The sequence below is a fragment of the Blastococcus sp. CT_GayMR16 genome, from assembly GCF_004570875.1.
In the GTDB taxonomy this organism is placed as follows: domain Bacteria; phylum Actinomycetota; class Actinomycetes; order Mycobacteriales; family Geodermatophilaceae; genus Blastococcus_B.
In genome coordinates this window covers 74,113-95,863 of the sequence record NZ_SPQK01000019.1, presented here as the reverse complement: position 1 = coordinate 95,863, position 21,751 = coordinate 74,113, and the positions used below count along the sequence as shown (strand labels likewise).

Below are 21,751 nucleotides of genomic sequence, written 5' to 3'. Positions count from 1 at the left end.
CGCGCGGCCGGCCGCCACCTTCGACTGCCCGCATTGCCACGGCACGAAGCTGCGCGCCGCCGTGGTGGGGGAGTCCCGCACCGCGGAGGAGCTCGCGCGGGCCTTCCCGGGCGCCACCGTGCGCACCTCCGGCAGCACGTCGGGGGTGCTCGCCACGGTGCCGGGCGGTCCGTCCCTCGTCGTCGCCACTCCGGGGGCGGAACCGGTGGCGGACGGCGGGTACGGCGCGGCGCTGCTGCTGGACTCCTGGGCGCTGCTCGGGCGGGCCGACCTCCGGGCCGGCGAGGAGACCCTGCGGCGCTGGATGAACGCCGCCGCGCTGGTGCGACCCGCGACCGCCGGGGGGCAGGTCGTGGTCGCCGCCGACGCCGCGCATCCCGTCGTCCAGGCGCTGGTGCGCTGGGACCCGGGCTGGCTGGCCGAGCGCGAGCTCGCCGACCGTCGCGAGCTCGGGTTCCCGCCGGTGACCCGGATCGCCAGCCTGTCCGGCTCGGCGTCGGCGCTGGCCGAGTTCCGCGAGGCGCTGCGGATGCCCGAGGGGGCCGACCTCCTCGGGCCGGTGCCCGAGCCGCCGCGGCCGGGCCAGGAGGGGGAGCGGGAGCGCTTCCTGGTCCGCGTGCCGCGTTCGGAGGGGATGGCGCTGGCGCACGCGCTGACCGAGGTCCAGGGCGTGCGGAGCGCCAAGAAGGTCACCGACCACGTCCGCGTGCAGCTGGATCCGCTCGACCTCGTCTGAGGGCGCCCCGCGGGGTTGATCATCGGATGAGTGCCCGGCCGCCCGGCGTGTCTGCCCGCTTGTGCCGGTGTCGCGAGCATGCATCCGATGATCAACATCGTGCCTGCGTTTACAAGGTAAACGCGCCCGGGTATGTCGACCCCGCCTCCACGGGGGGGCGCGGGACATCGACGCCGAGGAGCACCAGAGTGACTGCAGCACGCCCATCATCCGGACCCGCCGCGCCGCACGGGGCCACGCCCGTGGGCGGGGACAACCGAGGGGGCGGCCGGAAGCGGGCGCTGCTCCTCGGTGCGCTCCTGCTCGCGATCCTGATCGTCGCAGCCCTGTTGCTTAGCCAGTGCGGCTCGGACGACCCTGACGAGTCCGGCGCCTCGGGCAGCGGGACGACCTCGACATCGAGCAGCGGACGTTCCTCGGCCTCGTCGTCGTCGGCCGGCGCGACGGCGGGGTCGTCCGGTGCCGCGGCGGCGGCCGGCAGCGGTCAGATCGTGACCGCCGACGGCCGGTCCGTACTGGACCTCGTCGCGCAGGCCGACCCCGCAGCCGCGCTCGGCGCGCTCGCCGGCCAGCCGGTCACCGGGACGGGCGTGCGGGTGCTCTCCGTTCCCGCCGACGAGGGGTTCTGGGTCGGCACGTCGGACCAGCAGCGAGTGTGGGTGCAGCTGACCGGCGAGGTCGGCGAGTCGCCCTACCAGGTCACCGAAGGCGACACCGTCGACTTCGAGGGCACCGTCGTCGCCCATGACGCCGCGTTCGCCGCCGGTGTCGGTGTGGACGATGCCGAGGGCGCCGGCCAGCTGACGTCGCAGGGATCGCACCTCGAGGTCGCCAAGTCCGCGGTCGCCCTCTCGCGCTGAGACCGTCCGTCCGCGGCCCTCTGCAGGGGCACCGCCGCGAGCGGGCGGGGGACCGCTGCGACCTTCTTCTACGATCGTGCAGTGAGCGTGACCCCCATCCGGCTGTTCGGCGACCCCGTGCTGCGCACCCCCGCGGCGCCGGTGGTCGACTTCGACGCCGAGCTGCGTGGCCTCGTCGGTGACCTGACCGAGACGATGTTCGCCGCCGGTGGCGCCGGCCTGGCCGCCCCGCAGCTCGGCGTCGGACTGCGCGTCTTCACCTGGTTCGTCGACGGGGAGGTCGGCCACCTGGTCAACCCCGACGTGACGCCGGTCGGCGAGGAGACCGAGGAGGGGCCGGAGGGCTGCCTGTCCATCCCTGGCTTCCGCTGGGACTGCCGCCGGCACCTCCACGTGGTCGCCACCGGCTGGAACATGCACGGCGACCCGGTCCGCATCGAGGGCTCGGAGCTGCTCGCCCGCGCGGTGCAGCACGAGACCGACCACCTGGACGGCGTGCTGTTCGTCGACCGGCTCGACGCCGAGGCCCGGGCCGCGGCGCTCGCCGAGCTCGAGGCGGCCGAGTGGGCCGGCATGGCCGCATACCTGCCCACTCCCGCGCCCGACCCCGTCGTGAAGGTGAGCCCCCACTGAGGCTCCTGTTCGCCGGTACGCCGGCACCTGCTGTCCCCTCGCTGGAGGCCCTCCTGGCCTCCGACCACGAGGTCGTCGCCGTCCTGACCCGGCCCGACGCCCGGTCGGGACGCGGCCGCAAGGAGAGCCGCTCCCCGGTGGCGGAGCGCGCGGACGCTGCCGGCCTGCCCGTGCTGCAGCCGCGGTCGCCGCGCGAGCCGGAGTTCCTGGAGCAGCTCGCGGCGCTCGCCGTCGACTGCGCGCCGGTCGTCGCCTACGGCGCACTCGTGCCGCAGGCGGCGCTCGACCTGCCGCGGCACGGCTGGGTCAACCTGCACTTCTCGCTGCTGCCGGCCTGGCGCGGGGCCGCCCCGGTGCAGCACGCGATCATGGCCGGGGACGAGATCACCGGCGCCTCGACGTTCCGGCTGGAGGCAGGGCTCGACACCGGACCGATCTTCGGCACGGTCACCGAGGCGATCGGCCCGCGGGACACCGCCGGTGACCTGCTCGGCCGCCTCGCGGGAAGCGGCGCCGGGCTGCTGGTCGCGACCCTCGACGGCATCGGAGCCGGCACGTTGACCGCCGAACCCCAGCCGGCCGAGGGCATCAGCCTGGCGCCGCGGATCGATCCCGCCGACGCCCGGGTCGACTGGGCGATGCCCGCGCACGTCGTCGACCGCCGGGTCCGCGGGGTGACCCCGGCACCGGGGGCGTGGACGACGTGGCGCGGCGAGCGGCTGCGGCTGGGCCCGGTCGAGCCGCTGCCCGACGTCGAGCTGCCCGCCGGTGAGCTGTCGGTCGGGCCGGACGGCGTGCTCGTGGGCGCCGGCCGCGGCGCCGTCCGCCTCGGGCTCGTGCAGCCGGCCGGCAAGCGGATGTTCCCCGCAGCCGACTGGGCCCGGGGCGCGCGGCCGCAGCCCGGCGAGCGGGTGGGCGCATGACGCGGCCACCCCGGAAGACCTCGAGCGGTCCCCGGCCGGGACAGCGCCGGCATCCGGCAACCCGTCGTCCGGTGCTCGACGGTGCCCGGCTGACGGCCTACGACGTGCTGGACGGCGTCTCATCCCGCGCCGCCTACGCGAACCTGCTGCTCCCGCAGCTGCTGCGCGAGCGGCAGCTGGAGGAGCGCGACGCCGCCTTCGCCACCCAGCTGGCCTACGGCACGCTGCGCGCCCAGGGCACTCTCGACGCGGTGCTCACCGGCCTGGTGTCGCGGCCGCTCGGCGAGCTCGACCCGCGGGTGCTCGACCTGCTCCGGCTGGGCGCCTACCAGCTGATCGACCTGCGGGTGCCCTCGCACGCGGCGGTGGACACCACCGTCGACCTCACCCGCGGCATCGTGGGCACCGGCGCGTCCGGGTTGGTCAACGCCGTCCTCCGGAAGGTCGCCACCGGGGGGGACCGGTCGCAGTGGCTGGACACCCTGGGCGGCGACGCGGGGGAGCGGCTCGCCCTGGCCACCAACCATCCGCGTTGGATCGTCGACGCCTGGCGCGAGGCACTCGGCGGCGAGGACGAGCTCGAGGCGGCACTGCTGGCCGACGACGCCGCGCCCGACGTCCACCTGGTGGCCCGCCGGATCAGCCGCGAGCAGCTGGTCGAGGAGTCCGGCGGGGAGCCCGGGCCGTGGTCGCCGTTCGCCGTCCGGCTGCACGGCGGCGACCCCGGGCGGCTGCCGTCGGTGCGCTCCGGCGCCGCGGGGGTGCAGGACGAGGGCAGCCAGGTCGCCGCGCTGCTGCTCGCCCGCGCGCCGCTGGAGGGGTCCGACACCGCGTGGCTGGACATGTGCGCCGGGCCAGGCGGCAAGACCGGGCTGCTGGCCGCCGTGCGGCCCGACGGGGTGCACATCACTGCCGCCGACCGGGCGCCGCACCGCGCCGAGCTGGTGCGCCACGCGGTGGCCGGGGAGGCCGACGTCGAGGTGATCGCCGCCGACGGCACCCGGCCCCCGTGGGCGCCGGGATCCTTCGACCGGGTGCTGCTGGATGCCCCGTGCACCGGGCTGGGCGCGCTGCGCCGTCGTCCCGAGGTGCGCTGGCGCCGCACGCCGGACGACGTCCCTCCGCTGGTGGAACTGCAGACGGCGCTGCTGGACAGTGCGCTGTCCTCGGTGCGGATCGGCGGAATCGTGGCCTACGTGACCTGCTCGCCGCACAGCGCGGAGACGGTGGCGGTCGTGGATGCTGCCGCGGCCCGGGACGACGTCGAGGTGGTCCCCGTGGCGCCGCTGTTCCCGGAGGTGCCGGACACGGCCCGCGGCGACTACGGGCAGCTCTGGCCGCACCGGCACGGCACGGATGCGATGTTCATGGCCCTGCTCCGCCGAGCCCGCTGAGCGCAGGCGTCACCGGGTCAGGACCGCCAGGACGCCCAGTCCGACGGCCACGAGCAGGACGGTCAGCAGCGCCCAGACGAACCGCCAGCCGCTGATCCAGCGCTGCCAGCGCGGCAGGGAGGGCATCTCCCGTGCCGGGCCCGGCGGATCGTCCACCCACCTGTGCGCGGCCGCGTAGAAGCGCCGCACGGAGAGCGCATACGTCGCCACTCCGGCCACGAGAACGAGAGCGCACGGGACGACGACCAGCGGGCGGTCGCCCCACGGTGCGGCGACCAGCGCCCCGGCCGGGATGAAGAGCAGCAGCCACCAGCGGAACCAGACGATCTGCGCCATGTAGACGGCCAGCCGGTCCGCCTTGTCCCTGATCCCGGGCCCTGGATCCACGTGCTCTCGAATCGCGTACTGGAGGCGGTAGCCCTCTCCCGACCGGACTCGCACGCGCGGCTGCAATCGCTGTACCACCAGCAGGAGGGCGAAGAACAGCACATAGCCTCCGACCACGAGCCACTTCGCCGTCCCGGCAGCGCCGAAGAAGCGGTCGGACGCCCCTGCCCATGCGGCCGCCACGGCGGCGAGCGCCAGGACGAACAGCGGCTCGCGGGCGCGGGACCGGCGCTCGACGGCCGCCGAGTCGACCCGCTCCCACGCCTCGGCCTGCTCGGTCACCGGTCCACGTCGTCGTCTGCCGGCACCGGCGGGTCGGCGAGCCAGCGGTCCGCCGCAGCGTCCGTTCGTCGACGCAGCACCACGGCGCCGGCGGCGAGGACCACGAGGAGGGGAGCCGGGAACGCCACGGCCGGGTCGCCGCGCACGACGGCGACGACCACGCACGCGATGGCGACGCCGGTGAGGAGCACCGCCCCGCCCCACCGGTCGACGACGGAAACAGCGAGGATCGTGCGGGCCTGGGTGTCAGCCTCGGCGCGGAGGTCGGGTCCGGGGTCCCGGTGGCTCCGGACCGCCGCGCGTGCCACCCGCTCCCGCGTGCGGCTCGTGCGGTCGGTGCCGACGAGCACGACAGCCGAGCCGACGAGCCCACCGATGGCGCCGTAGGCCACGACCCAGCCGACGAGGACGAACCCCGCCCAGACGACGGCGGCCTCGCCCACGGCGATCAGCGCGATCGCAGACAGAGAGGACCCGCTCCGGGTTCGCTGTCCGGACCGTGCGGTCTCGATCATGGTCGGAGCCTAGGAAACGCCGCTCCGGCCTGCAGCTTCTCATCGAGCAGGCACCCGATCGGGTGTCCTCGAGTCAGAACGCACCGAGGCCTCCGGCGCCCAGCGCGCCTGCCTGGTACCGATAGCGGGCCCCGGCCAGGAGGACGTGGTCCACGACTGCCTCGGCCAGCCAGGCCACCGGGCCGGTCGCGGCCAGCAGCTCGTCCGGGCGCCGTCCGGACGCCGGGATCCCGAGGTCCTGCAGGCCGGCCGCCGCTGCGACCGCGATGACGCACGCGTCGGCCGGCGACCAGGGCTGCACGTCGTCGTCGGTCTGCCGACGGCGGTCGCGGTCGGTCTCCTCGGAGTGCAGGTCGGTGTAGCGCCGGCCGAACCCGAGCGGTCCGGGTCGCCGTTCCCAGCGGCCCGAGGCCACGTTGGCCGTGGCGACGTCCTTCAGCCCGATCCGCTTCTCGTCCAGCCAGCCGTCGAGGGAGCGCTCCGGCTCCACCGCGATCGCCGCCAGCAGCCGGTCGGCCGGGCCGAACCCCGTCGGCGTGGGATCGACGACGACGCTGTCCTCGGCCGACTCCACCCGCCCGGCCAGCCCGAGATCCAGGAGCAGCCCGCCGCGCACCGCGGTCCCGCACAGCAGCATCTGGGACAACCTCCCGTCGCCGCCCAGGCACAGCGACGCGAGGCGCACCGCCACCCCGCCGGTCAGGTCCACGAGGGGCAGGTTAGGCGCCGGGCGCGGGTTCGGGTACGCGATCGCCGCCCACCTAGACTCGGCAGACGTGCCCCGCGAACCGATGATCGCTCCGAGCCTGCTGTCGGCGGACTTCGCCCACCTGGCCGAGGAGACCCAGCGGGTGGCGGACGCCGACTGGCTGCACGTCGACGTCATGGATGCGCACTTCGTGCCGAACCTGACCCTCGGACTTCCCGTGGTCGAGGCGATCCAGGCGGTGAGCCCGATCCCGCTCGACTGCCATCTGATGATCGAGAACCCCGAGCGCTGGGCGCCCGGCTACGCCGAGATCGGCGCACGCAACGTCACCGTGCACGCGGAGGCCTGCACCGATCCCCGGGCCGTGGCCCGCGACATCCGCGCTGCCGGGGCGCTGGCCGGCCTGGCGATCAAGCCGGGGACCCCGCTCGAGCAGTACCTCGACGTGCTGCCGGACTACGACACCCTGCTGGTCATGAGCGTGGAGCCGGGCTTCGGCGGCCAGTCGTTCATCCCCGGCGTGCTGTCGAAGGTGCGCGCGGCCCGCCGGCTGGTCGACACCGGGCACCTGACGCTGCTCGTGGAGATCGACGGCGGGATCAACGCCGACACCATCGCGCAGGCCGCCGAGGCCGGGGTGGACATGTTCGTCGCCGGTTCCGCGGTCTACGGCGCCGAGGACCCCGCGAAGGCGATCGCCGCGCTGCGAGCCCAGGCCGCCGCGGCGATCTCCGGGTGAGCGTCAGCGAGGCCGAGCGGCGCGGCATGGCGCGGGCGCGGGAACTCGGCGAGTCCGTGCTCGGCACGACCAGCCCGAACCCGGCGGTCGGCGCGGTGATCCTGGCCGCCGACGGCACGCCCGTGGGGGAGGGTGCGACGGCCGCCCCCGGCGGGCCGCACGCCGAGGTGGCGGCCCTGGCGCAGGCCGGGGATCACGCCCGCGGCGGCACCGCCGTCGTCACGCTCGAGCCCTGCGCCCACACCGGCCGCACCGGCCCGTGCGCCGACGTCCTGCTGGCCGCCGGCATCGCCCGGGTCGTCGTCGCCGTCCCCGAGCCGACCGAACTGGCCGGCGGGGGAGCCGAGCGGCTGCGGGCGGCCGGTGTGGACGTCGTCGTCGGCGTGGAGCAGGCCGCGGCCGAGGCAGGCGCGCTGGCGGGCTGGCTGACCGGCGTCCGGGAGCAGCGGCCGTTCGTCGTCTGGAAGGTCGCCGCCACCCTCGACGGGCGGGTCGCCGCAGCCGACGGGACGAGCCGCTGGATCACCGGCGAAGAGGCGCGCGTCGCCGTCCACCGGCTGCGCGCCACCTGCGACGCCGTCGTCGTCGGCTCGGGGACGGCGCTGGCCGACGACCCGCAGCTCACCGTGCGGGATGCCGACGGCCGCAACGCCGGGCGGCAGCCGCTGCGGGTCGTCGTCGACCGCCGGGACCGCCTGCCCTCGACCGCGCGGGTGCTGGACGGGGCCGCCCCGACCTACGTGAGCCGGGCCGACTCGCCGGGAGAGCTGCTGACCGAGCTCTTCGGCCGGGACGTGCGGCGCGTGCTCCTCGAGGGAGGACCGACCCTCGCTGCGGCGTTCCTGCGCGCGGGGCTCGTCGACGAGGCAGTGGTGCATCTCGCACCCACGTTGCTGGGTGCGGGCCCCTCCCTGGTGGGGGACCTGGGAATCAGCACGATCACCGGCGCGCTGTCCCTGTCGCTCGTCGACGTCACCCCCTTGGGCGGGGACTTGCAGATGCGCCTGCGCCCGACCCGGCACACTGGGGGTCACCAGCACGCGGACGGAAGGAGTTGAGGTGTTCACCGGCATAGTCGAAGAGGTGGGCACCCTCCTCGTCCGCGAGGACCTGTCGGACTCGGCGGTGCTGCGCATCCAGGCCCAGCGGGTGCTCGAGGACGTGGCCCTCGGCGACTCCATCGCCGTCAACGGCGTGTGCCTCACGGTGACCGGCGTCGACGCCGGGGTGTGGAGCACCGACGTCATGGCCGAGACCCTGAGCCGCAGCAGCCTGGGCTTGGTGACCGCCGGAGCGCCGGTGAACCTGGAGCGCGCGGTCACGCCGCACACCCGGCTGGGCGGGCATCTGATGCAGGGCCACGTCGACGGGATCGGCGCCGTCCTCGGCCGCATCCCGGGCGAGCACTGGGAGGTCGTGCGGATCGCCCTACCGGCCGACCTGGCGCGCTACGTCGTCGAGAAGGGCTCCATCGCCGTCGACGGCGTGTCACTCACCGTCAGCGCGGTCAGTCCCGCAGACATCCCCGAGCCCTGGTTCGAGGTCAGCCTCATCCCCACCACCCTCCGCGAGACCACGCTCGGCGCGCGCGCCCCGGGGGAGCCCGTCAACCTGGAGGTCGACGTGATCGCAAAGTACGTGGAGCGACTGCTGGGGAGTCGATCATGAGTAGCCCGCTCGCGCGGCTCGACTCGATCGAGACCGCCATCGCCGCCATCAAGGACGGCCGACCGGTCGTCGTCATCGACGACGAGGACCGGGAGAACGAGGGCGACCTGATCTTCGCCTCCGAACTCGCGACGCCGGACCTGGTCGCCTTCATGGTCCGGTACACCTCGGGCTACATCTGCGTCGCGGTGACCGAGTCCGACGCCGACCGGCTGGACCTGCCCCCGATGTTCCGGGTCAACCAGGACCGTCGCGGCACCGCCTACACCGTCACCGTGGACGCCCGGGAGGGCGTGACCACCGGGATCTCCGCGTCCGACCGGGCGCACACGATCCGGCTGCTCGCGGACGCGACGACGACGTCGGCCGACCTCGCCCGGCCCGGCCACATCGTGCCGCTGCGCGCCAAGGACGGCGGGGTGCTGCGCCGCCCGGGCCACACCGAGGCCGCCGTCGACCTCGCGATCCTGGCCGGGCTGCGCCCCTCCGGGACGCTGTGCGAGGTCGTCAGCGAGAAGGACCCCACCGGCATGGCCCGCGGTGAGGAGCTGCGGGTCTTCGCCGACGAGCACGACCTCTGCATGATCTCGATCGCCGACCTCATCGCCTACCGCAAGCGCTTCGACAAGCTGGTCGAGCGGGTCGCGGAGGCCAGCGTCCCGCTGGCGGCCGGCACGTTCACCGCGGTCGGGTACGCCAGCTCCTACGACGACCGCGAGCACGTCGCCTTCGTCTACGGCGACATCGCGGACGGCGAGGACGTGCTCGTCCGCGTCCACTCCGAGTGCCTCACCGGCGACGTCTTCGGCTCGCTGCGCTGCGACTGCGGCCCGCAACTGCAGGCCGCCCTCGCCGCGGTCGCCCAGGAGGGGCGCGGGATCGTGCTCTACATCCGCGGCCACGAGGGCCGCGGCATCGGCCTGCTGCACAAGCTGCAGGCCTACCAGCTGCAGGACGCCGGCGTGGACACCGTCGACGCCAACCTCGACCTCGGCCTGCCCGCCGACGCCCGCGACTACGGCACCGGCGCCCAGATCCTGGTCGACCTCGGCGTGCACACCATGCGGCTGCTGACCAACAACCCGGCCAAACGCGCCGGGCTCGAGGGCTACGGCCTGCGGGTCAACGGCCGCGTGCCGCTGCCCAGCCACGTCACCACCGAGAACCTCAGCTACCTGCGGACCAAGCGCGACCGGATGGGTCACCTGCTCGACATCATCGAGCCGGAGACCGAGGCCGGTCCGGCCGACGCCCCGGCCGGCGTGCCCCTCGGCGTCGACGAGCAGCCCACGTGAGCGGTAGTGGAGCACCGGTCGTCGAGCCGGTCGACGCGGCAGGACTCACGCTCGGCATCGTGGCCACCACCTGGCACGGTGAGCTGACCGACCAGCTCCTCGAGCGCGCCATCGAGGCCGCCCGGGCCAGCGGGGTGCCCACGCCGACGGTGGTCCGCGCCCCCGGTGCCGTGGAGCTCTCCGTCGTCGCCCAGGCCCTGGCCGAGCGGCACGACGCCGTGGTGGCCCTCGGTGTGGTCATCCGCGGCGGCACCCCCCACTTCGAGTACGTGTGCGACGCCGTGACGGCCGGGCTCACCCGGGTGGCGCTCGACGCGGGCAAGCCAGTCGGCAACGGCGTCCTCACCTGCGACACCGAGGAGCAGGCCAAGGACCGGGCCGGGTTCCCCGGGTCGCCGGAGGACAAGGGCTGGGAGGCCACGATCGCCGCGCTGGCCACTGCCCTGACGCTGCGCGGGCTGCGCACGCCGCAGCGGGCCACCGGGTTCTCCGCCTCACCCACCGGCGTGCTGCGGGACGGCCGACTGTGAAGACCTTCGACGAGCTGTTCGCCGAGTTGTCGGGAAAGGTCGCGGCCGCCGAGGCCGGGTCCGGCACCGTGCAGGCCGTCCGGGACGGCGTCCACGCGGCGGGCAAGAAGGTCGTCGAGGAGGCCTCGGAGGCCTGGATGGCGGCCGAGCACGAGACGAACGAGCGGACGGCGGAGGAGATCAGCCAGCTCCTCTATCGGGTGCAGGTGCTCATGCTGACCCGGGGTCTGACGCTCGAGGACGTCTACGCTCACCTCTGAGTAAGGACCCCGCTGCCCCCCACGGCTCGCGAGCGTCGCCGTGGGCCCCTGCAGCGGGGCCGTCCACCCGCTCGTGAAAGGTTGCCCTGTGCTGCGCATCGCCGTCCCCAACAAGGGCGTCCTGAGCGAGCCCGCGGCCGAGATGCTGGCCGAGAGCGGCTACCGGCAGCGGCGCAGCACCAAGGACCTCGCGGTCTACGACCCCGACAACGACACCGAGTTCTTCTACCTGCGCCCGCGGGACATCGCCGTCTACGTCGCCGCCGGAACGCTGGACGTCGGCATCACGGGGCGGGACATGCTCCTGGAGACCGCACCCGACAGCGGCGAGGGACGGGCCGCGGTCGAGGTCATGCCGCTGGGCTTCGGCCGGTCGTCGTTCCGGTTCGCCTCGCCGGTGGAGTCGGGCATCGAGCGGATCGACCAGCTCGCCGGCAAGCGGATCGCCACCGCGTACCCGGTCCTGCTGCGGCGCTACCTGCAGGAGTCCGGGATCGAGGCGGGCGTGGTCAAGCTCGACGGCGCCGTGGAGACCGCGTGCCGCCTGGGCGTGGCCGACGCGGTGTGCGACGTCGTGGAGACCGGGACGACGCTGCGCGCCGCCGGCCTGCACATCATCGGCGAACCGGTGCTCAGCAGTGAGGCGATCCTCGTCCGTCGGGAAGGCGCCGAGGAGATCCCGGCCGTGGCCCAGCTGCGGCGCCGGCTGCGCGGCGTGATGGTGGCCCGGCAGTACGTGCTGCTCGACTACGACTGCCCGAACGAGCTGCTGGAGAAGGCCACGGCCGTGACGCCCGGCCTCGAGGGGCCGACGGTCAGCCCGCTGCAGACCCCGGGCTGGTCGGCCGTCCGCGCGATGGTGCGGCAGAGCGAGACGAACCGGGTGATGGACGAGCTCTGGGAGCTGGGCGCCCGCGCCATCCTCGTCACCAGCATTCACGCCTCCCGCATCTGAGGAAAGCCGGCCCGACCGTGCGCACGTCCGTCCTCCTGCTCCTGGTGCTCGTGACCGGCTGCGCGCAGTCGTCCGGCGACGGTGCGGACGACGCGACAGGCGACGGGGATGCTGCCGGCGGGATCTCCCGGGTTGAGAACGACCTCGTCGTCCTCGTCGACCGCGGGAACGGCTCGGAGCCGGTCACCTGGACCCTCACGTGCGCCGGCACCGCCGAGGGCACCCACCCCGACGCGGACGCCGCCTGCGCGCACCTGGCGGGCCTGGACGACCCCTTCGCGCCGATCCCCGACGACGTCGCCTGCACCGAGCAGTACGGCGGACCTCAGTCGGCACACGTCGCCGGTCTCTGGGGGAACGAGCCGGTGGACCTGGAAGTCACCCGCGTCGACGGCTGCCGGATCAGCCAGTGGGACAGCCTGGTCCCGCTCCTCCCTTCAGGCGCCTAGCCCGCACGGCCGGCCCCGTCCGGAGGCTCGCCGCCAGCCTGCGAACGGTGAGAGGGACGGGGTCCTTCTCAGCGGTCGCGCATGGTCCGGTCGACCAGGTCGATCGCGGTGCAGAGGCCCAGGGCCATCGCCCGGCCGCTGGTGGAGCCGGTGGCCAGCAGGCCCGCGACGGCCGGTGCGAGCGGACGCTCACCGACCAGGCCGTGCAGGACGGCGGCGTACTCGCCACTGACCCGGCCGCAGGCGGCGTGCCGGAGCAGGGCCCGGGACAGCTCGGTGGTGCGCCCGGCGGCGAGGGCGTAGACCCCGGCAGCGAACCGCTCCGCCGAGGGGTGCCCGAGCAGGACCAGGCCCGCGATCGTGCCGGCCATGACGTCGTCGCCGGCCGGCGTGAGGCCGGGGCCGAGACCGATGAGCCGGGTCGCGGTCCGCAGCGCCGCGTCCAGGTCGGCACGGCGCACGGCCCCGCGCAGGGCCGCCAGCGGGCCGCCGGGACCGGTGGGGAGGCCGGGCAGGGTGAACGCGCTGTGCGGGACGCCTTCCCCGTAGAGGGCGTTGCGCAGCGTGCGCACCCCCTCCGGGAGCAGGGCCGGGCGGAGGCTGGGCAGCTTGGGGCGAGGGTTCCACCAGGCAGCGGCGCTGACCGCGAGGTCGCCCACGACGATCCGGCCGCCCCCGACCTCGGCCGGAGCGCCGCTGGGCAGCGACACCAGGGGGCGCCCGTTGCTCGGGCGGAAGAGCATGCAGCCCAGCGGCAGCCGGGCGGCGTCGCTGGTGAGGACGCCGACGACGTCGCCGCCGCGGTCGTTGGGGACGTGCAGGTACACGGCCGCCGGAACGCTCATGAGCACGCGCGCCGGGCGGACGGGCCCGCGGAGCAGTTCGGCCACCCCGGTGCTGGCCGAGGCCGGCACAGCGGTAGCCGATCGCGCCGGCCGGGCGGTCCGCGCCGTGGCCTGTGCCGAGGCGCGGGGGAGGGGAATCGTGGGAACGCCGGCCTGCGCGGCGCGGCCGCGGGGCGCGCTCGTCGTCAGGCGGGTGCCCGGGCCAGTGGTGTCATCGATGGTGCGCATGGCGGCCCTTCAGCGGAGGGACGACGGGAGGCACCGACCCCCCGCCCGGTCCGCTCCACGTCCACCCGCAGGGGGGAGGGGTGGTCGCTCGTCCTGAGCGACGGCCTACCATCCAGCGGGCGGGGTGGACCGGGTCTCGAACCTATGCGGCGCGTCGCACGCCCTCTCATGGCGAATGTCGCCAAGAATGGGGGTCGTCGTCCGGGGACACCTGACAGGATGTCGGGGTGTGGCAGCCTGGGCGATGACAAAGAGGGGGATGCGTCGTGACCCAGGGTGATGCCTCACTGGCGGCTTCTACGCACCGTAACGGGTCGGTCCCGTTCCGGCGTAACTGGGCTGTCGCCGAGTCGCGGCCGGAGACCACCCGGGACGATCGCACCAGCTGGCAGGAACGCATGGGCCTGACCGTCGAGGAGGCCCTCGAACTGCCGGGGCTGGCCGGCACGACGGTCGCCGCCGGCGCCTCCGGACTCGGCCGCGTCGTCCGCCACATGGTCGTCGACGATCCCGCGGACCCGCTGGCCGCCGCCGGTCCCGACGTCCTCGTCGTCCTCGGTGCGCGCCTGCCACCGGCCGACCCCGCCAACTGTCGTGCCCTGGTCGAGCGGCTGGACTCGATGGGCACCTCGGCGCTCGCGTTCCGCCGGACCGAGGGCCCCGCGCCGGTGCCCGGCGAGGTCCTCGCCGAGGCCGAGCGCCGCGGCCTGCCCGTCCTCGCGCTGCCGCCCCACGTCCGGATGGACGAAGTGGTGTCGGAGGTGCTCGGCACCGTCGTCACCAAGCAGGGGCAGGCCCTCGCCCTGTCCTCGCGCATGGACGACGAATTCATGGAGGTGGCCCTCACCGGTGGCGGGCTCGCCCAGGTCTCCCAGCGGCTGGCCGTGATGCTCGAGGGCACCGCCGTGCTGGGGCTCGGCCCCGACCGCGAGGTGGTCACCAGCGCCGGGCCGGTCGATGACGTGACTGAGATCAGCGACTGGCTCTGGCTGCTCGATGCGGCCGCCGACGACGCCCTCGCCGAGCTCACGCCCTCGCGGCGGCTGTCCGGGGTACGGGCGGACCAGACCGTCGTCACGCCTGCCGACGTCCTCGCCGACGCCGACCTCTCACCCGCCGACGGCATCCTGCTCGTCCCCGGCCACCACGAGCTGCCCGGCGGGGTGGGTGAGTACGCCGTCGCGCCGATCCTGGCCGGCGACCAGCGGCACGGCTGGCTGGTGGCGGTGCACCGCCACGGCGCGATGATGCTGGGCGCCGGCGGTGTGCTGGAACGGGCTGCGGTCATCGCCGCCCTGTCGGTGATCCGCCTGCAGGCCGTGCACTCGGTGGAACTGCGCTTCCAAGGTGACCTGGTGCGCCGGCTGGTCGGCGGGTCCGTGGGCCACACCGAGCGGACGCTGGCCTACACGCGGTCGTTCGGCTGGCGGCTCGACGGGCCGGTCGCCGTCCTGGTCACCGCCACCGAGACCGTCGCCGACGCGCAGGCCGACCCCACCAAGGCCCTCGACGTGCTCGACCGGCTTGCCGACGGCTGGCGGGCCGCGCTCGAACCGGAGGTCGCGGGCGCCGCCGTCGCCGGACTGGCCACCGAGATCGTCACGCTGCTGCCGCTGGACGGGCGCACTCCCGAGGAGCTCTCCGCGCTCGTGACCGCCGTGACCTCCCGGGTGAACGGCCGGCTCCGGCGGGTGGGCCGGGTCCTGGGCACCGGGATCGGGCGGCCCGCGGAGTCGCTGTCGGCGCTGCAGGAGGCGCACCGGCAGGCGCAGCGGGCCCTGGGCGTCGGGCAGGAGATCCACGGCGCGTCCTCGGTCACGCACTTCGACCAGCTCGGCGTCTTCCGGCTGCTGTCGCTCATCCCGGACAGCACCGAGCTGCGCACCTACGTCGACGAGGTGCTCGGCCCGCTGGCCGACGCCGCCGACGCGGACTCCGCCGACCTCCGGGAGACCCTCCGGGTGCTGCTGGAGACCAACCTCAACGTCGCGGAGTCGGCCCGCCGGCTGCACTTCCACTACAACACGATGCGCTACCGGATCGGCAAGCTGGAGCGGATGCTCGGGCCCTTCACGACCGACCCGACGCTGCGGCTGAACCTGCTGCTCGCGCTGCACGCCGCCCGCATGCGCGGTCTGGACCAGCCGCACCGGCCGCCGGTCGAGGCCGGGTACACGGCGTCGGCGGACGACGGCCTCGACGCTTTGCTCTGAGGCACGACCCGTGCCGGAGGTCGTCGCCGCGCTGATCGCCCGCATGGCGGCCCTGCAGGAGACGCTGGAGAGCGCCGGTGACCCGGCCCGCTTCTTCCTCGGCACCTACCTGCGCACCACCCGGGCGGTGGCGGCGGCGCTGGACGCCGGACTGTTCGTGGATGCGGAGTGGGTCGCCCGATGGGACGTCGACTTCGCCGACCTCTACCTCGACGCGCTCGATGCCTACCGGGGGGATCCGGCAGAGGTCGCCGCGCCCTGGCAGCTGGCGTTCGGGGCCAAGCCCGGGCTGCCGCCCGAGGCGCACGTGCTGCTGGGCATGAACGCGCACATCAACTTCGACCTGCCGCAGTCGCTGGTCCGCGTGATCCCGCCGGAGGACTTCGCCGTCCCGGAGCGGCTGGACCTCCGCCGGGGCGACCACGAGCGGATCGACGCCGTCCTGTCTGCCCAGGTGAGCGGGGAGGACGTCGCGCTGGAGCTCGCCGGGGGGCGCCGGACGCTCCTGGACCGGGTGCTGGCCCCGGCCAACCGGGGCGCCAGCCGGCTGTTCCTCCGCGAGTCGCGCCGCAAGGTGTGGGCCAACGCCGTCGCCCTGCACGAGGCCCGGGTCCGCGGCGCGGCCGACTACGCCCTGTGCCTCGCGGACCTCGAGGCGGCGAGCTCGGCGCGCGTGGCGGACCTGCTGCGCCCCGGGCCGGTCCTGCTCCGGCTGGCCGTGCACGGCTTCGGGGTCACGCTCGCCTGAGGCCGCCGGTGACCCGCGGTCTGCTACTCCTTCGGCGTGACCACCTTCTCTGCCGCCGGCCCGTCGTCGCTCGTCGTCACCGAGGCGAGGCTGCGCAGCGGAGAGGTCGTCGACGTGCACACGGCCGGCGGCACGGTCACCGCCGTCGTCCCCACGGGCTCGCGGCCCGTGCCGCCCGAGGCCGTGCTCGTGCCGGCCGGCGGCGGGCTCGTCACCGAGCCGTTCGTCGATGCCCACCTCCACCTGGACAAGGTGCGCACGCTGCCGCTCATCGGCGATGCGGCGCTGGAGGCCTACACCGCCGACGGCATGGCCGACTCGGCGCGGGGCATCGACCTCGCCCGTGCGGTCAAGCAGCACTACCGGGTGGACACCCTCCTGCCGAACATCCGGCAGGCGCTGGCCGACGGACTGCGCCACGGCGTGCTGCACGTGCAGGCGTTCGCCGACGTCGACACCGCCGCCGGACTGGTCGGCCTGCAGGCGGTGCTGGCCGCCCGCGAGGAGTTCCGGGACCGCGTGGACGTCGCCGTCGTGGCCTTTCCCCAGGACGGCGTCCTGCGCGATCCGGGTGCCGCCGAGCTGGTCGAGGAGGCGATGGCCACCGGCGCCGACGTCGTCGGCGGGATCCCGTGGATCGAGGCCGGCACCGCCGAGCAGGAGGCGCACGTGGAGTGGGCCTGCGCGCTGGCCGCCCGGCTCGGGCGTCGGGTCGCGATGCTCACCGACGACGCACCGGATCCCGCCTACGACACCACCCGGATGCTCGCCGAGGCGATGCGCCGGCACGGTCTGGAGGGTCGGGGAGTGGCCTGCCATGCGCGGGCCGTGGGCCACTACGACGCGGCCCGGCAGGACGCGCTGCTGGACCTGGCCCGGGAGGTGGGTCTCGGGCTGGTCAGCGATCCGCACACCGGGTCGGTCGCGCTGCCGGTCGAGCGGGCCCTCGAGCGCGGTGTGGCGGTGGCGCTCGGCCAGGACGACATCGAGGACGCCTACTACCCGTTCGGCCGACACAACCTGCTCGAGGTGGCCTTCCTGGCCGCGCACCTGCTGGACATGCGCTCCGCGCCGCAGCTGGAGGTGCTGGTCGACCTGGTGACGACGTCGGCGGCGCGGGTGCTGGGGCTGACCGGCCACGGCCTGCGCGAGGGCGGACCCGCGGATCTCCTGGTGCACGACGCGACGCGCACGGTCGACCTGCTCGCCCGCCACGAACCGCCGCGCGTGGTGATCCGGAGGGGGCGGGAACTGGCCTAGTGCGACCCGGCCGTGTTCGCCGACCCGGCCGTGCGCCGGTGGACCGTCAGGGTCATGACGACCACGATCACGGCCCCGACGGCGAGCCCGAGGATCGCGCTGGCCAGCGTGTTGACGAGCCAGCCCACGACTGCGCCGACGGCTCCGGCGGCGTCGTGCGCCGCCTCCTCCACGTGGTGGACGGCGTCGTACAGGAAGGTCAGGCCGAGCTCGTCGGTGCCCACCAGGATGATGTGACCGCCCACCCAGAGCATCGCGGCGGTCCCGATCACGGTGAGCGCGGTCAGCAGCCGCGGCATCGCCTTGACCAGTCCGCGGCCGAACCCGGCCACGCGGTTCCCGGATCGCTGCGACAGGCTCAGTCCGACGTCGTCCATCTTCACGATGAGGCCGACGACGCCGTACACCAGGACGGTGATGCCGACCGCGACGACCGCGAGGATGACCGCGCGGGACACGAACGGCTGATCGACCACCTCGTTCAGGGAGATCACCATGATCTCCGCCGACAGGATGAAGTCGGTGCGGACGGCTCCGGACACGACGGTGTCCTCGTCCGGCAGGACGTCCTCGCCCCCACCGTGGGCGTCCTGGTGCCCGCTGACCTTTGCCCACACCTTCTCCGCGCCCTCGTAGCAGAGATAGGCGCCCCCGATCATGAGGATCGGGGTGAGCAGGACCGGGAGGAACTGACTCAGCAGCAGGATCGCGGGCAGGATGATGAGCAGCTTGTTGCGCAGCGAGCCGACGGCGATGCGCCGGATGATCGGCAGCTCGCGCTCGGCGGCAAGGCCGTGCACGTACTGCGGGGTGACGGCGGTGTCGTCGACGACGACGCCGGCGGCCTTCACGCTGGCCCGTGCGGCAGCGGCCCCGATGTCGTCGACGGACGCGGCGGCTGCGCGCGCGAGCATCGCCACGTCGTCGAACAGGGCTACGAGTCCACCCGCCACCTGAAGTCCTTCCGGTCGGTCAGCGCCCGCGTTCGGGTGAGCCGTTCAGTCGTGGAAGACCTCGATGCTCGCACCCATCTCGATCAGCCGCTCGTAGAGGTGCTCGTACCCGCGGGCGATGATGTCGACGTTGCGCAGGACCGACGTCCCCTTCGCGGCGAGCATCGCCAGCAGGATGCAGACGGCCGGGCGCAGCGCGGGCGGGCAGACGACCTCGGCGCTCGACCACCGCGTGGGTCCGTTGACGAGCACGCGGTGCGGGTCCAGCAGCCGGACGTCGGCGCCGAGCCGGGTCAGGTCCGAGAGGTGGATGGCGCGGTTGTCGTAGACCCAGTCGTGGATCAGCGTCGCGCCCTCGGCCTGGGCGGCGATGACCGCGAAGAAGGGCAGGTTGTCGATGTTGAGGCCGGGGAACGGCATCGGGTGGATCTTGTCGATCGGGGCCTTCAGGACCGACGGCGAGATCGTGATGTCGGCCAGCCGGGTGTGCCCGTTGTCGGCGAGGTAGTCGGGGGAGAGCTCGTAGCGCAGCCCCATCTCCGCGAGCACGGCGAGCTCGATCTCCAGGAAGTCGATCGGCGCGCGCTGGACGGTGAGCTCCGAGCCGGTGACGATCCCGGCGGTCAGCAGGCTCATCGCCTCGACCGGGTCCTCGCTGATCGTGTAGTCGACGTCCGCGTCGAGGACCGGGCGGCCGTGGACGACGAGCGTCGTCGTCCCGAGGCCCTCGATCCCGACCCCGAGCAGCTGCAGGTACAGGCAGAGGTCCTGGACCATGTAGTTGGAGCTGGCGTTGCGGATGGTCGTGACGCCGTCGGTGCGGGCCGCGGCCAGGAGCGCGTTCTCGGTCACGGTGTCGCCGCGCTCGGTCAGCACGATCGCCCGGGCCGGGGCGCCGGTGTGCGTCACGGTCGCGTGGTACTCGCCGGCCCGCGCCTCGATCTCCAGGCCGAACGGGCGCAGCGCGATCATGTGCGGTTGCACGGTGCGGGTGCCGAGGTCGCAGCCGCCGGCGTAGGGCAGCTGAAAGGTCTCCGCCCGGTGCAGCAGCGGGCCCAGGAACATGATGATGCTGCGGGTGCGGCGGGCGGCGTCGGCGTCGATCCCGGCGAGGTCGAGGGCCTCGGGGACGACGAGCGTGAGGTCGTGGCCGGTCGCGTCCCAGGTGGCCGAGACGCCGATCGAGCGCAGCACGTCGAGGATCCGTTCGACCTCGACGATGCGGGCCACGTTGCGCAGCGTCGTCCGGCCGCGGTTGAGCAGCGCGGCGCAGAGCAGCGCGACGGCCGCGTTCTTGGACGACTTCACGACGACGCTGCCGCGCAGCGGACGGCCGCCCTCGACCCGCAGGTGGGTGGGGCCGGTCGGGCCGAGGTTGATCAGCTCGCTCTCCAGCGCCGTGGACAGCCGGCCGAGGAGCTCGAGGGTGAGGTTCTGGCCGCCCTGCTCGATGCGGGCGATCGCGCTCTGGCTGGTCCCGAGCCGGTCGGCGAGCTGCTGCTGGGTGAGTCCCCGGTGGCGGCGGGCGTCGCGGACGAGGGAACCGATGCGGGCGATCGCACTGTCGGCCGGAAGTTCGGTGAGCGTCACGCCGACACGTTATCTCGCATGTGAGATATGGCCGGACGCCACGCCGCACAGTGCGAGGACGAGGTGCAGCCGCCGATCCTCCGGGCCGGTCAGGGGCGGCACCAGCAGGGTGGTGATCCCCGACTCGACGGCCGCGCCGTCCGGTCGCGAGCGGTCGCCGACCATGAGCGCCTCGCCCGCCGCGACGCCCAGGGCACTGAGCGTGTGGGTGAACATCGCCGGATCGGGCTTCTGCACTCCCTGCTCGAAGGAGAGCGTGAAGACGTCGACCAGCCCCGCCAGACCGGCCGCCTCGAACGCGGGCCGGATGTCGACGTGGACGTCGCTGACCACCGCGATCCGCAGGCCCGCGCCGTTCAGCAGCCGGAGGGTGTCGGCGACGTCGACGGCGAAGGTGTTGCATCCCGGGTCGGACTCCACGGCGTACAGCGCCTGGACGAGGTCGTCGTCCAGTCCTGCTGCTGACAGGACCTGCAGGTAGGTGCGGCGGTGCACGCCGGCGTCGGTGTCCGTCCCCGGTGCGTCGAGTGCTGCCTCCGCCGTCCGGAGCCGGGCGGCCACGTGGTCGACGAGGTCCGGCCAGGTGGGGCGGCCGAGACGCAGGAGGGCCTGCCGCGCCCAGTCCTCCTCGGTCAGGGTGGTCACCAGCGTGCCCCGCCAGTCGAGGAGGACCGCGCGGAAGACCACGGCGCCATCCTGCCGTCCGCGGGGGTGTGCCCGGAGCGCGGGTCACGACAGACTGCGGGGCGTGGACGTACTCGTCACCGGTGGCACCGGTCGGCTCGGTCAGCGGCTCCTCGGCCCCCTCCAGGCGGCCGGACACTCTGTTACGCAGATATCGCGGCGCGGCACCGGGCCCGGCGGCGTCCGCGGCGATCTCGCCACCGGCCTCGACCTGGCGACGTCGCTCGCCGGCGCGGAGCTGGTCGTGCACGCCGCCAGCGACCCGCGCGGGGACCCGTGGCAGGTCGACGTCGCCGGCACGCGCCGTCTCGTCGAGGCGGTCGACCGCGACCGGCTGCAGCACCTCGTCTACATCTCGATCGTGGGCGTGGACAAGATCCCCTACGGCTACTACCGCGCCAAGTTCGCCGCCGAGCAGGTGCTGCTCGCCTCCGGCTTGCCGGTGACCCTGCTGCGGGTCACCCAGTTCCACGACTTCGTCGACTTCCTGCTCGACTCCGCGCGCCGGGGCCCGGTGCTCCCCGTGCCGATGGGCTGGCGCGCGCAACCGGTCGACGTCGGCGAGGTCGCCGACTACGTGACCGAGATCAGTGCCGCCGCGCCGGCCGGCGGGGTGGTGGAGTTCGGCGGCCCGGAGGACCTGTCGGCGGCCGACCTCGCCCGCACCTGGGCGTCGGCCCGCGCCCCGGGCAGCCACGTCGTGGCGACCCCGGTGCCGGGAAAGCTGAGCACCGCGTTCCGGGACGGCGCCGCGCTGCCCTCCGCCGGTGCCCGCGGACGCCGGACCTACGCCCAGCACCTGGACGGCTGAGCGCAGGGCTCCTGCCAGCCATCGCTGCTCTTCTGCCTCCCTGGACGCCCCGTCCGATACCCGCCGGAACCCGTCAGAGGGGCC

At 74.4% G+C, this 21,751-nt stretch carries 23 protein-coding genes and 1 pseudogene; 17 read left to right on the top strand and 7 right to left on the bottom strand.

Features of this window, described 5'->3' with window-relative positions; all coding sequences use genetic code 11:
- The 5 genes and pseudogenes from E4P38_RS18175 to E4P38_RS18155 form a co-directional block, all read left to right on the top strand.
- Positions 1–736 (top strand): annotated as a pseudogene (locus tag E4P38_RS18175) (primosome assembly protein PriA); the annotation flags it as partial.
- A 188-nt stretch (positions 737–924) separates the two neighbouring features.
- On the top strand, positions 925–1,596 hold the full coding sequence (locus E4P38_RS18170; RefSeq protein ID WP_135133359.1) for a hypothetical protein: 672 nt from the start codon (positions 925–927) through the stop codon (positions 1,594–1,596).
- Between the two features lie 81 nt (positions 1,597–1,677).
- Positions 1,678–2,229: a peptide deformylase gene (gene def, locus E4P38_RS18165; RefSeq protein ID WP_135133358.1), complete on the top strand. Its 552-nt coding sequence runs from the start codon at positions 1,678–1,680 to the stop codon at positions 2,227–2,229.
- Positions 2,178–3,152 carry a methionyl-tRNA formyltransferase gene (gene fmt, locus E4P38_RS18160; RefSeq protein ID WP_348633797.1) on the top strand — a complete coding sequence of 325 codons (975 nt, stop codon included), beginning with the start codon at positions 2,178–2,180 and terminating at the stop codon, positions 3,150–3,152. Before def ends, fmt begins: the two co-directional genes overlap by 52 nt.
- Positions 3,149–4,546 (top strand): transcription antitermination factor NusB, encoded by a 1,398-nt coding sequence (locus E4P38_RS18155; protein ID WP_135133357.1) that lies wholly within the window; start codon positions 3,149–3,151, stop codon positions 4,544–4,546. The genes fmt and E4P38_RS18155 overlap by 4 nt, the downstream gene beginning before the upstream one ends.
- Before the next feature lie 9 nt (positions 4,547–4,555).
- On the opposite strand, the gene E4P38_RS18150 is transcribed toward E4P38_RS18155, so the two are convergent.
- The 3 genes from E4P38_RS18150 to E4P38_RS18140 form a co-directional block, all read right to left on the bottom strand.
- Positions 4,556–5,215 (bottom strand): hypothetical protein, encoded by a 660-nt coding sequence (locus tag E4P38_RS18150; RefSeq protein WP_135133356.1) that lies wholly within the window; start codon positions 5,213–5,215, stop codon positions 4,556–4,558.
- Positions 5,212–5,730: a hypothetical protein gene (locus E4P38_RS18145; RefSeq protein WP_135133355.1), complete on the bottom strand. Its 519-nt coding sequence runs from the start codon at positions 5,728–5,730 to the stop codon at positions 5,212–5,214. Before E4P38_RS18145 ends, E4P38_RS18150 begins: the two co-directional genes overlap by 4 nt.
- A 73-nt stretch (positions 5,731–5,803) precedes the next feature.
- The gene (locus E4P38_RS18140; protein ID WP_135133354.1) at positions 5,804–6,439 is read right to left on the bottom strand and encodes a GPP34 family phosphoprotein; all 636 of its coding nucleotides are present in this window, start codon (positions 6,437–6,439) and stop codon (positions 5,804–5,806) included.
- 67 nt (positions 6,440–6,506) lie between these two features.
- On the opposite strand from E4P38_RS18140, the gene rpe reads away from it, so the two are divergent.
- The 8 genes from rpe to E4P38_RS18100 all read left to right on the top strand — a co-directional run bounded on the left by rpe (position 6,507) and on the right by E4P38_RS18100 (position 12,335).
- Positions 6,507–7,178: a ribulose-phosphate 3-epimerase gene (rpe, locus tag E4P38_RS18135; RefSeq protein ID WP_245161127.1), complete on the top strand. Its 672-nt coding sequence runs from the start codon at positions 6,507–6,509 to the stop codon at positions 7,176–7,178.
- Entirely contained in the window at positions 7,175–8,236 is a 1,062-nt protein-coding gene (ribD, locus tag E4P38_RS18130) for a bifunctional diaminohydroxyphosphoribosylaminopyrimidine deaminase/5-amino-6-(5-phosphoribosylamino)uracil reductase RibD (protein ID WP_245161126.1), read from the top strand. The genes rpe and ribD overlap by 4 nt, the downstream gene beginning before the upstream one ends.
- A 1-nt stretch (position 8,237) precedes the next feature.
- A complete protein-coding gene (locus E4P38_RS18125) occupies positions 8,238–8,846 on the top strand; it encodes a riboflavin synthase (protein WP_135133353.1) in 609 nt (202 codons plus the stop codon).
- The gene (locus tag E4P38_RS18120; RefSeq protein WP_135133352.1) at positions 8,843–10,141 is read left to right on the top strand and encodes a bifunctional 3,4-dihydroxy-2-butanone-4-phosphate synthase/GTP cyclohydrolase II; all 1,299 of its coding nucleotides are present in this window, start codon (positions 8,843–8,845) and stop codon (positions 10,139–10,141) included. Before E4P38_RS18125 ends, E4P38_RS18120 begins: the two co-directional genes overlap by 4 nt.
- On the top strand, positions 10,138–10,671 hold the full coding sequence (gene ribH / locus E4P38_RS18115) for a 6,7-dimethyl-8-ribityllumazine synthase (protein ID WP_135133351.1): 534 nt from the start codon (positions 10,138–10,140) through the stop codon (positions 10,669–10,671). Before E4P38_RS18120 ends, ribH begins: the two co-directional genes overlap by 4 nt.
- Complete coding sequence (locus E4P38_RS18110; RefSeq protein WP_135133350.1) at positions 10,668–10,931, top strand: phosphoribosyl-ATP diphosphatase; 264 nt, start codon at positions 10,668–10,670, stop codon at positions 10,929–10,931. The genes ribH and E4P38_RS18110 overlap by 4 nt, the downstream gene beginning before the upstream one ends.
- Before the next feature lie 88 nt (positions 10,932–11,019).
- Positions 11,020–11,886 (top strand): ATP phosphoribosyltransferase, encoded by an 867-nt coding sequence (gene hisG / locus E4P38_RS18105; RefSeq protein WP_135133349.1) that lies wholly within the window; start codon positions 11,020–11,022, stop codon positions 11,884–11,886.
- Between the two features lie 17 nt (positions 11,887–11,903).
- Entirely contained in the window at positions 11,904–12,335 is a 432-nt protein-coding gene (locus tag E4P38_RS18100) for an SSI family serine proteinase inhibitor (RefSeq protein WP_209309173.1), read from the top strand.
- 68 nt (positions 12,336–12,403) lie between these two features.
- Here the strand turns inward: E4P38_RS18100 and E4P38_RS18095 are convergent, their stop codons facing one another.
- Positions 12,404–13,408 (bottom strand): DUF2877 domain-containing protein, encoded by a 1,005-nt coding sequence (locus tag E4P38_RS18095; protein ID WP_135133347.1) that lies wholly within the window; start codon positions 13,406–13,408, stop codon positions 12,404–12,406.
- A 398-nt stretch (positions 13,409–13,806) separates the two neighbouring features.
- On the opposite strand from E4P38_RS18095, the gene E4P38_RS18090 reads away from it, so the two are divergent.
- Genes E4P38_RS18090 through E4P38_RS18080 form a run of 3 tightly spaced genes read left to right on the top strand, consistent with a single transcriptional unit; the run spans position 13,807 to position 17,629 of the window.
- Positions 13,807–15,621: a PucR family transcriptional regulator ligand-binding domain-containing protein gene (locus tag E4P38_RS18090; RefSeq protein WP_135133346.1), complete on the top strand. Its 1,815-nt coding sequence runs from the start codon at positions 13,807–13,809 to the stop codon at positions 15,619–15,621.
- Between the two features lie 10 nt (positions 15,622–15,631).
- Positions 15,632–16,369 carry a DUF5995 family protein gene (locus E4P38_RS18085; RefSeq protein WP_135133345.1) on the top strand — a complete coding sequence of 246 codons (738 nt, stop codon included), beginning with the start codon at positions 15,632–15,634 and terminating at the stop codon, positions 16,367–16,369.
- Positions 16,370–16,405: 36 nt separating this feature from the next.
- Positions 16,406–17,629: an amidohydrolase family protein gene (locus tag E4P38_RS18080; protein WP_135133344.1), complete on the top strand. Its 1,224-nt coding sequence runs from the start codon at positions 16,406–16,408 to the stop codon at positions 17,627–17,629.
- Here the strand turns inward: E4P38_RS18080 and E4P38_RS18075 are convergent.
- Genes E4P38_RS18075 through E4P38_RS18065 form a run of 3 tightly spaced genes read right to left on the bottom strand, consistent with a single transcriptional unit; the run spans position 17,626 to position 20,859 of the window.
- Positions 17,626–18,582: a DUF808 domain-containing protein gene (locus tag E4P38_RS18075; protein WP_135133343.1), complete on the bottom strand. Its 957-nt coding sequence runs from the start codon at positions 18,580–18,582 to the stop codon at positions 17,626–17,628. The two genes, E4P38_RS18080 and E4P38_RS18075, sit on opposite strands and share 4 nt — an antisense overlap.
- Before the next feature lie 45 nt (positions 18,583–18,627).
- Complete coding sequence (locus E4P38_RS18070) at positions 18,628–20,172, bottom strand: UDP-N-acetylglucosamine 1-carboxyvinyltransferase (RefSeq protein WP_135133342.1); 1,545 nt, start codon at positions 20,170–20,172, stop codon at positions 18,628–18,630.
- A 9-nt stretch (positions 20,173–20,181) separates the two neighbouring features.
- Positions 20,182–20,859: an HAD family hydrolase gene (locus tag E4P38_RS18065; protein ID WP_135133341.1), complete on the bottom strand. Its 678-nt coding sequence runs from the start codon at positions 20,857–20,859 to the stop codon at positions 20,182–20,184.
- Between the two features lie 61 nt (positions 20,860–20,920).
- Between E4P38_RS18065 and E4P38_RS18060 the strand changes: the two genes are divergently transcribed.
- On the top strand, positions 20,921–21,667 hold the full coding sequence (locus E4P38_RS18060) for an NAD(P)H-binding protein (RefSeq protein WP_135133340.1): 747 nt from the start codon (positions 20,921–20,923) through the stop codon (positions 21,665–21,667).
- Positions 21,668–21,751: the final 84 nt, after the last annotated feature.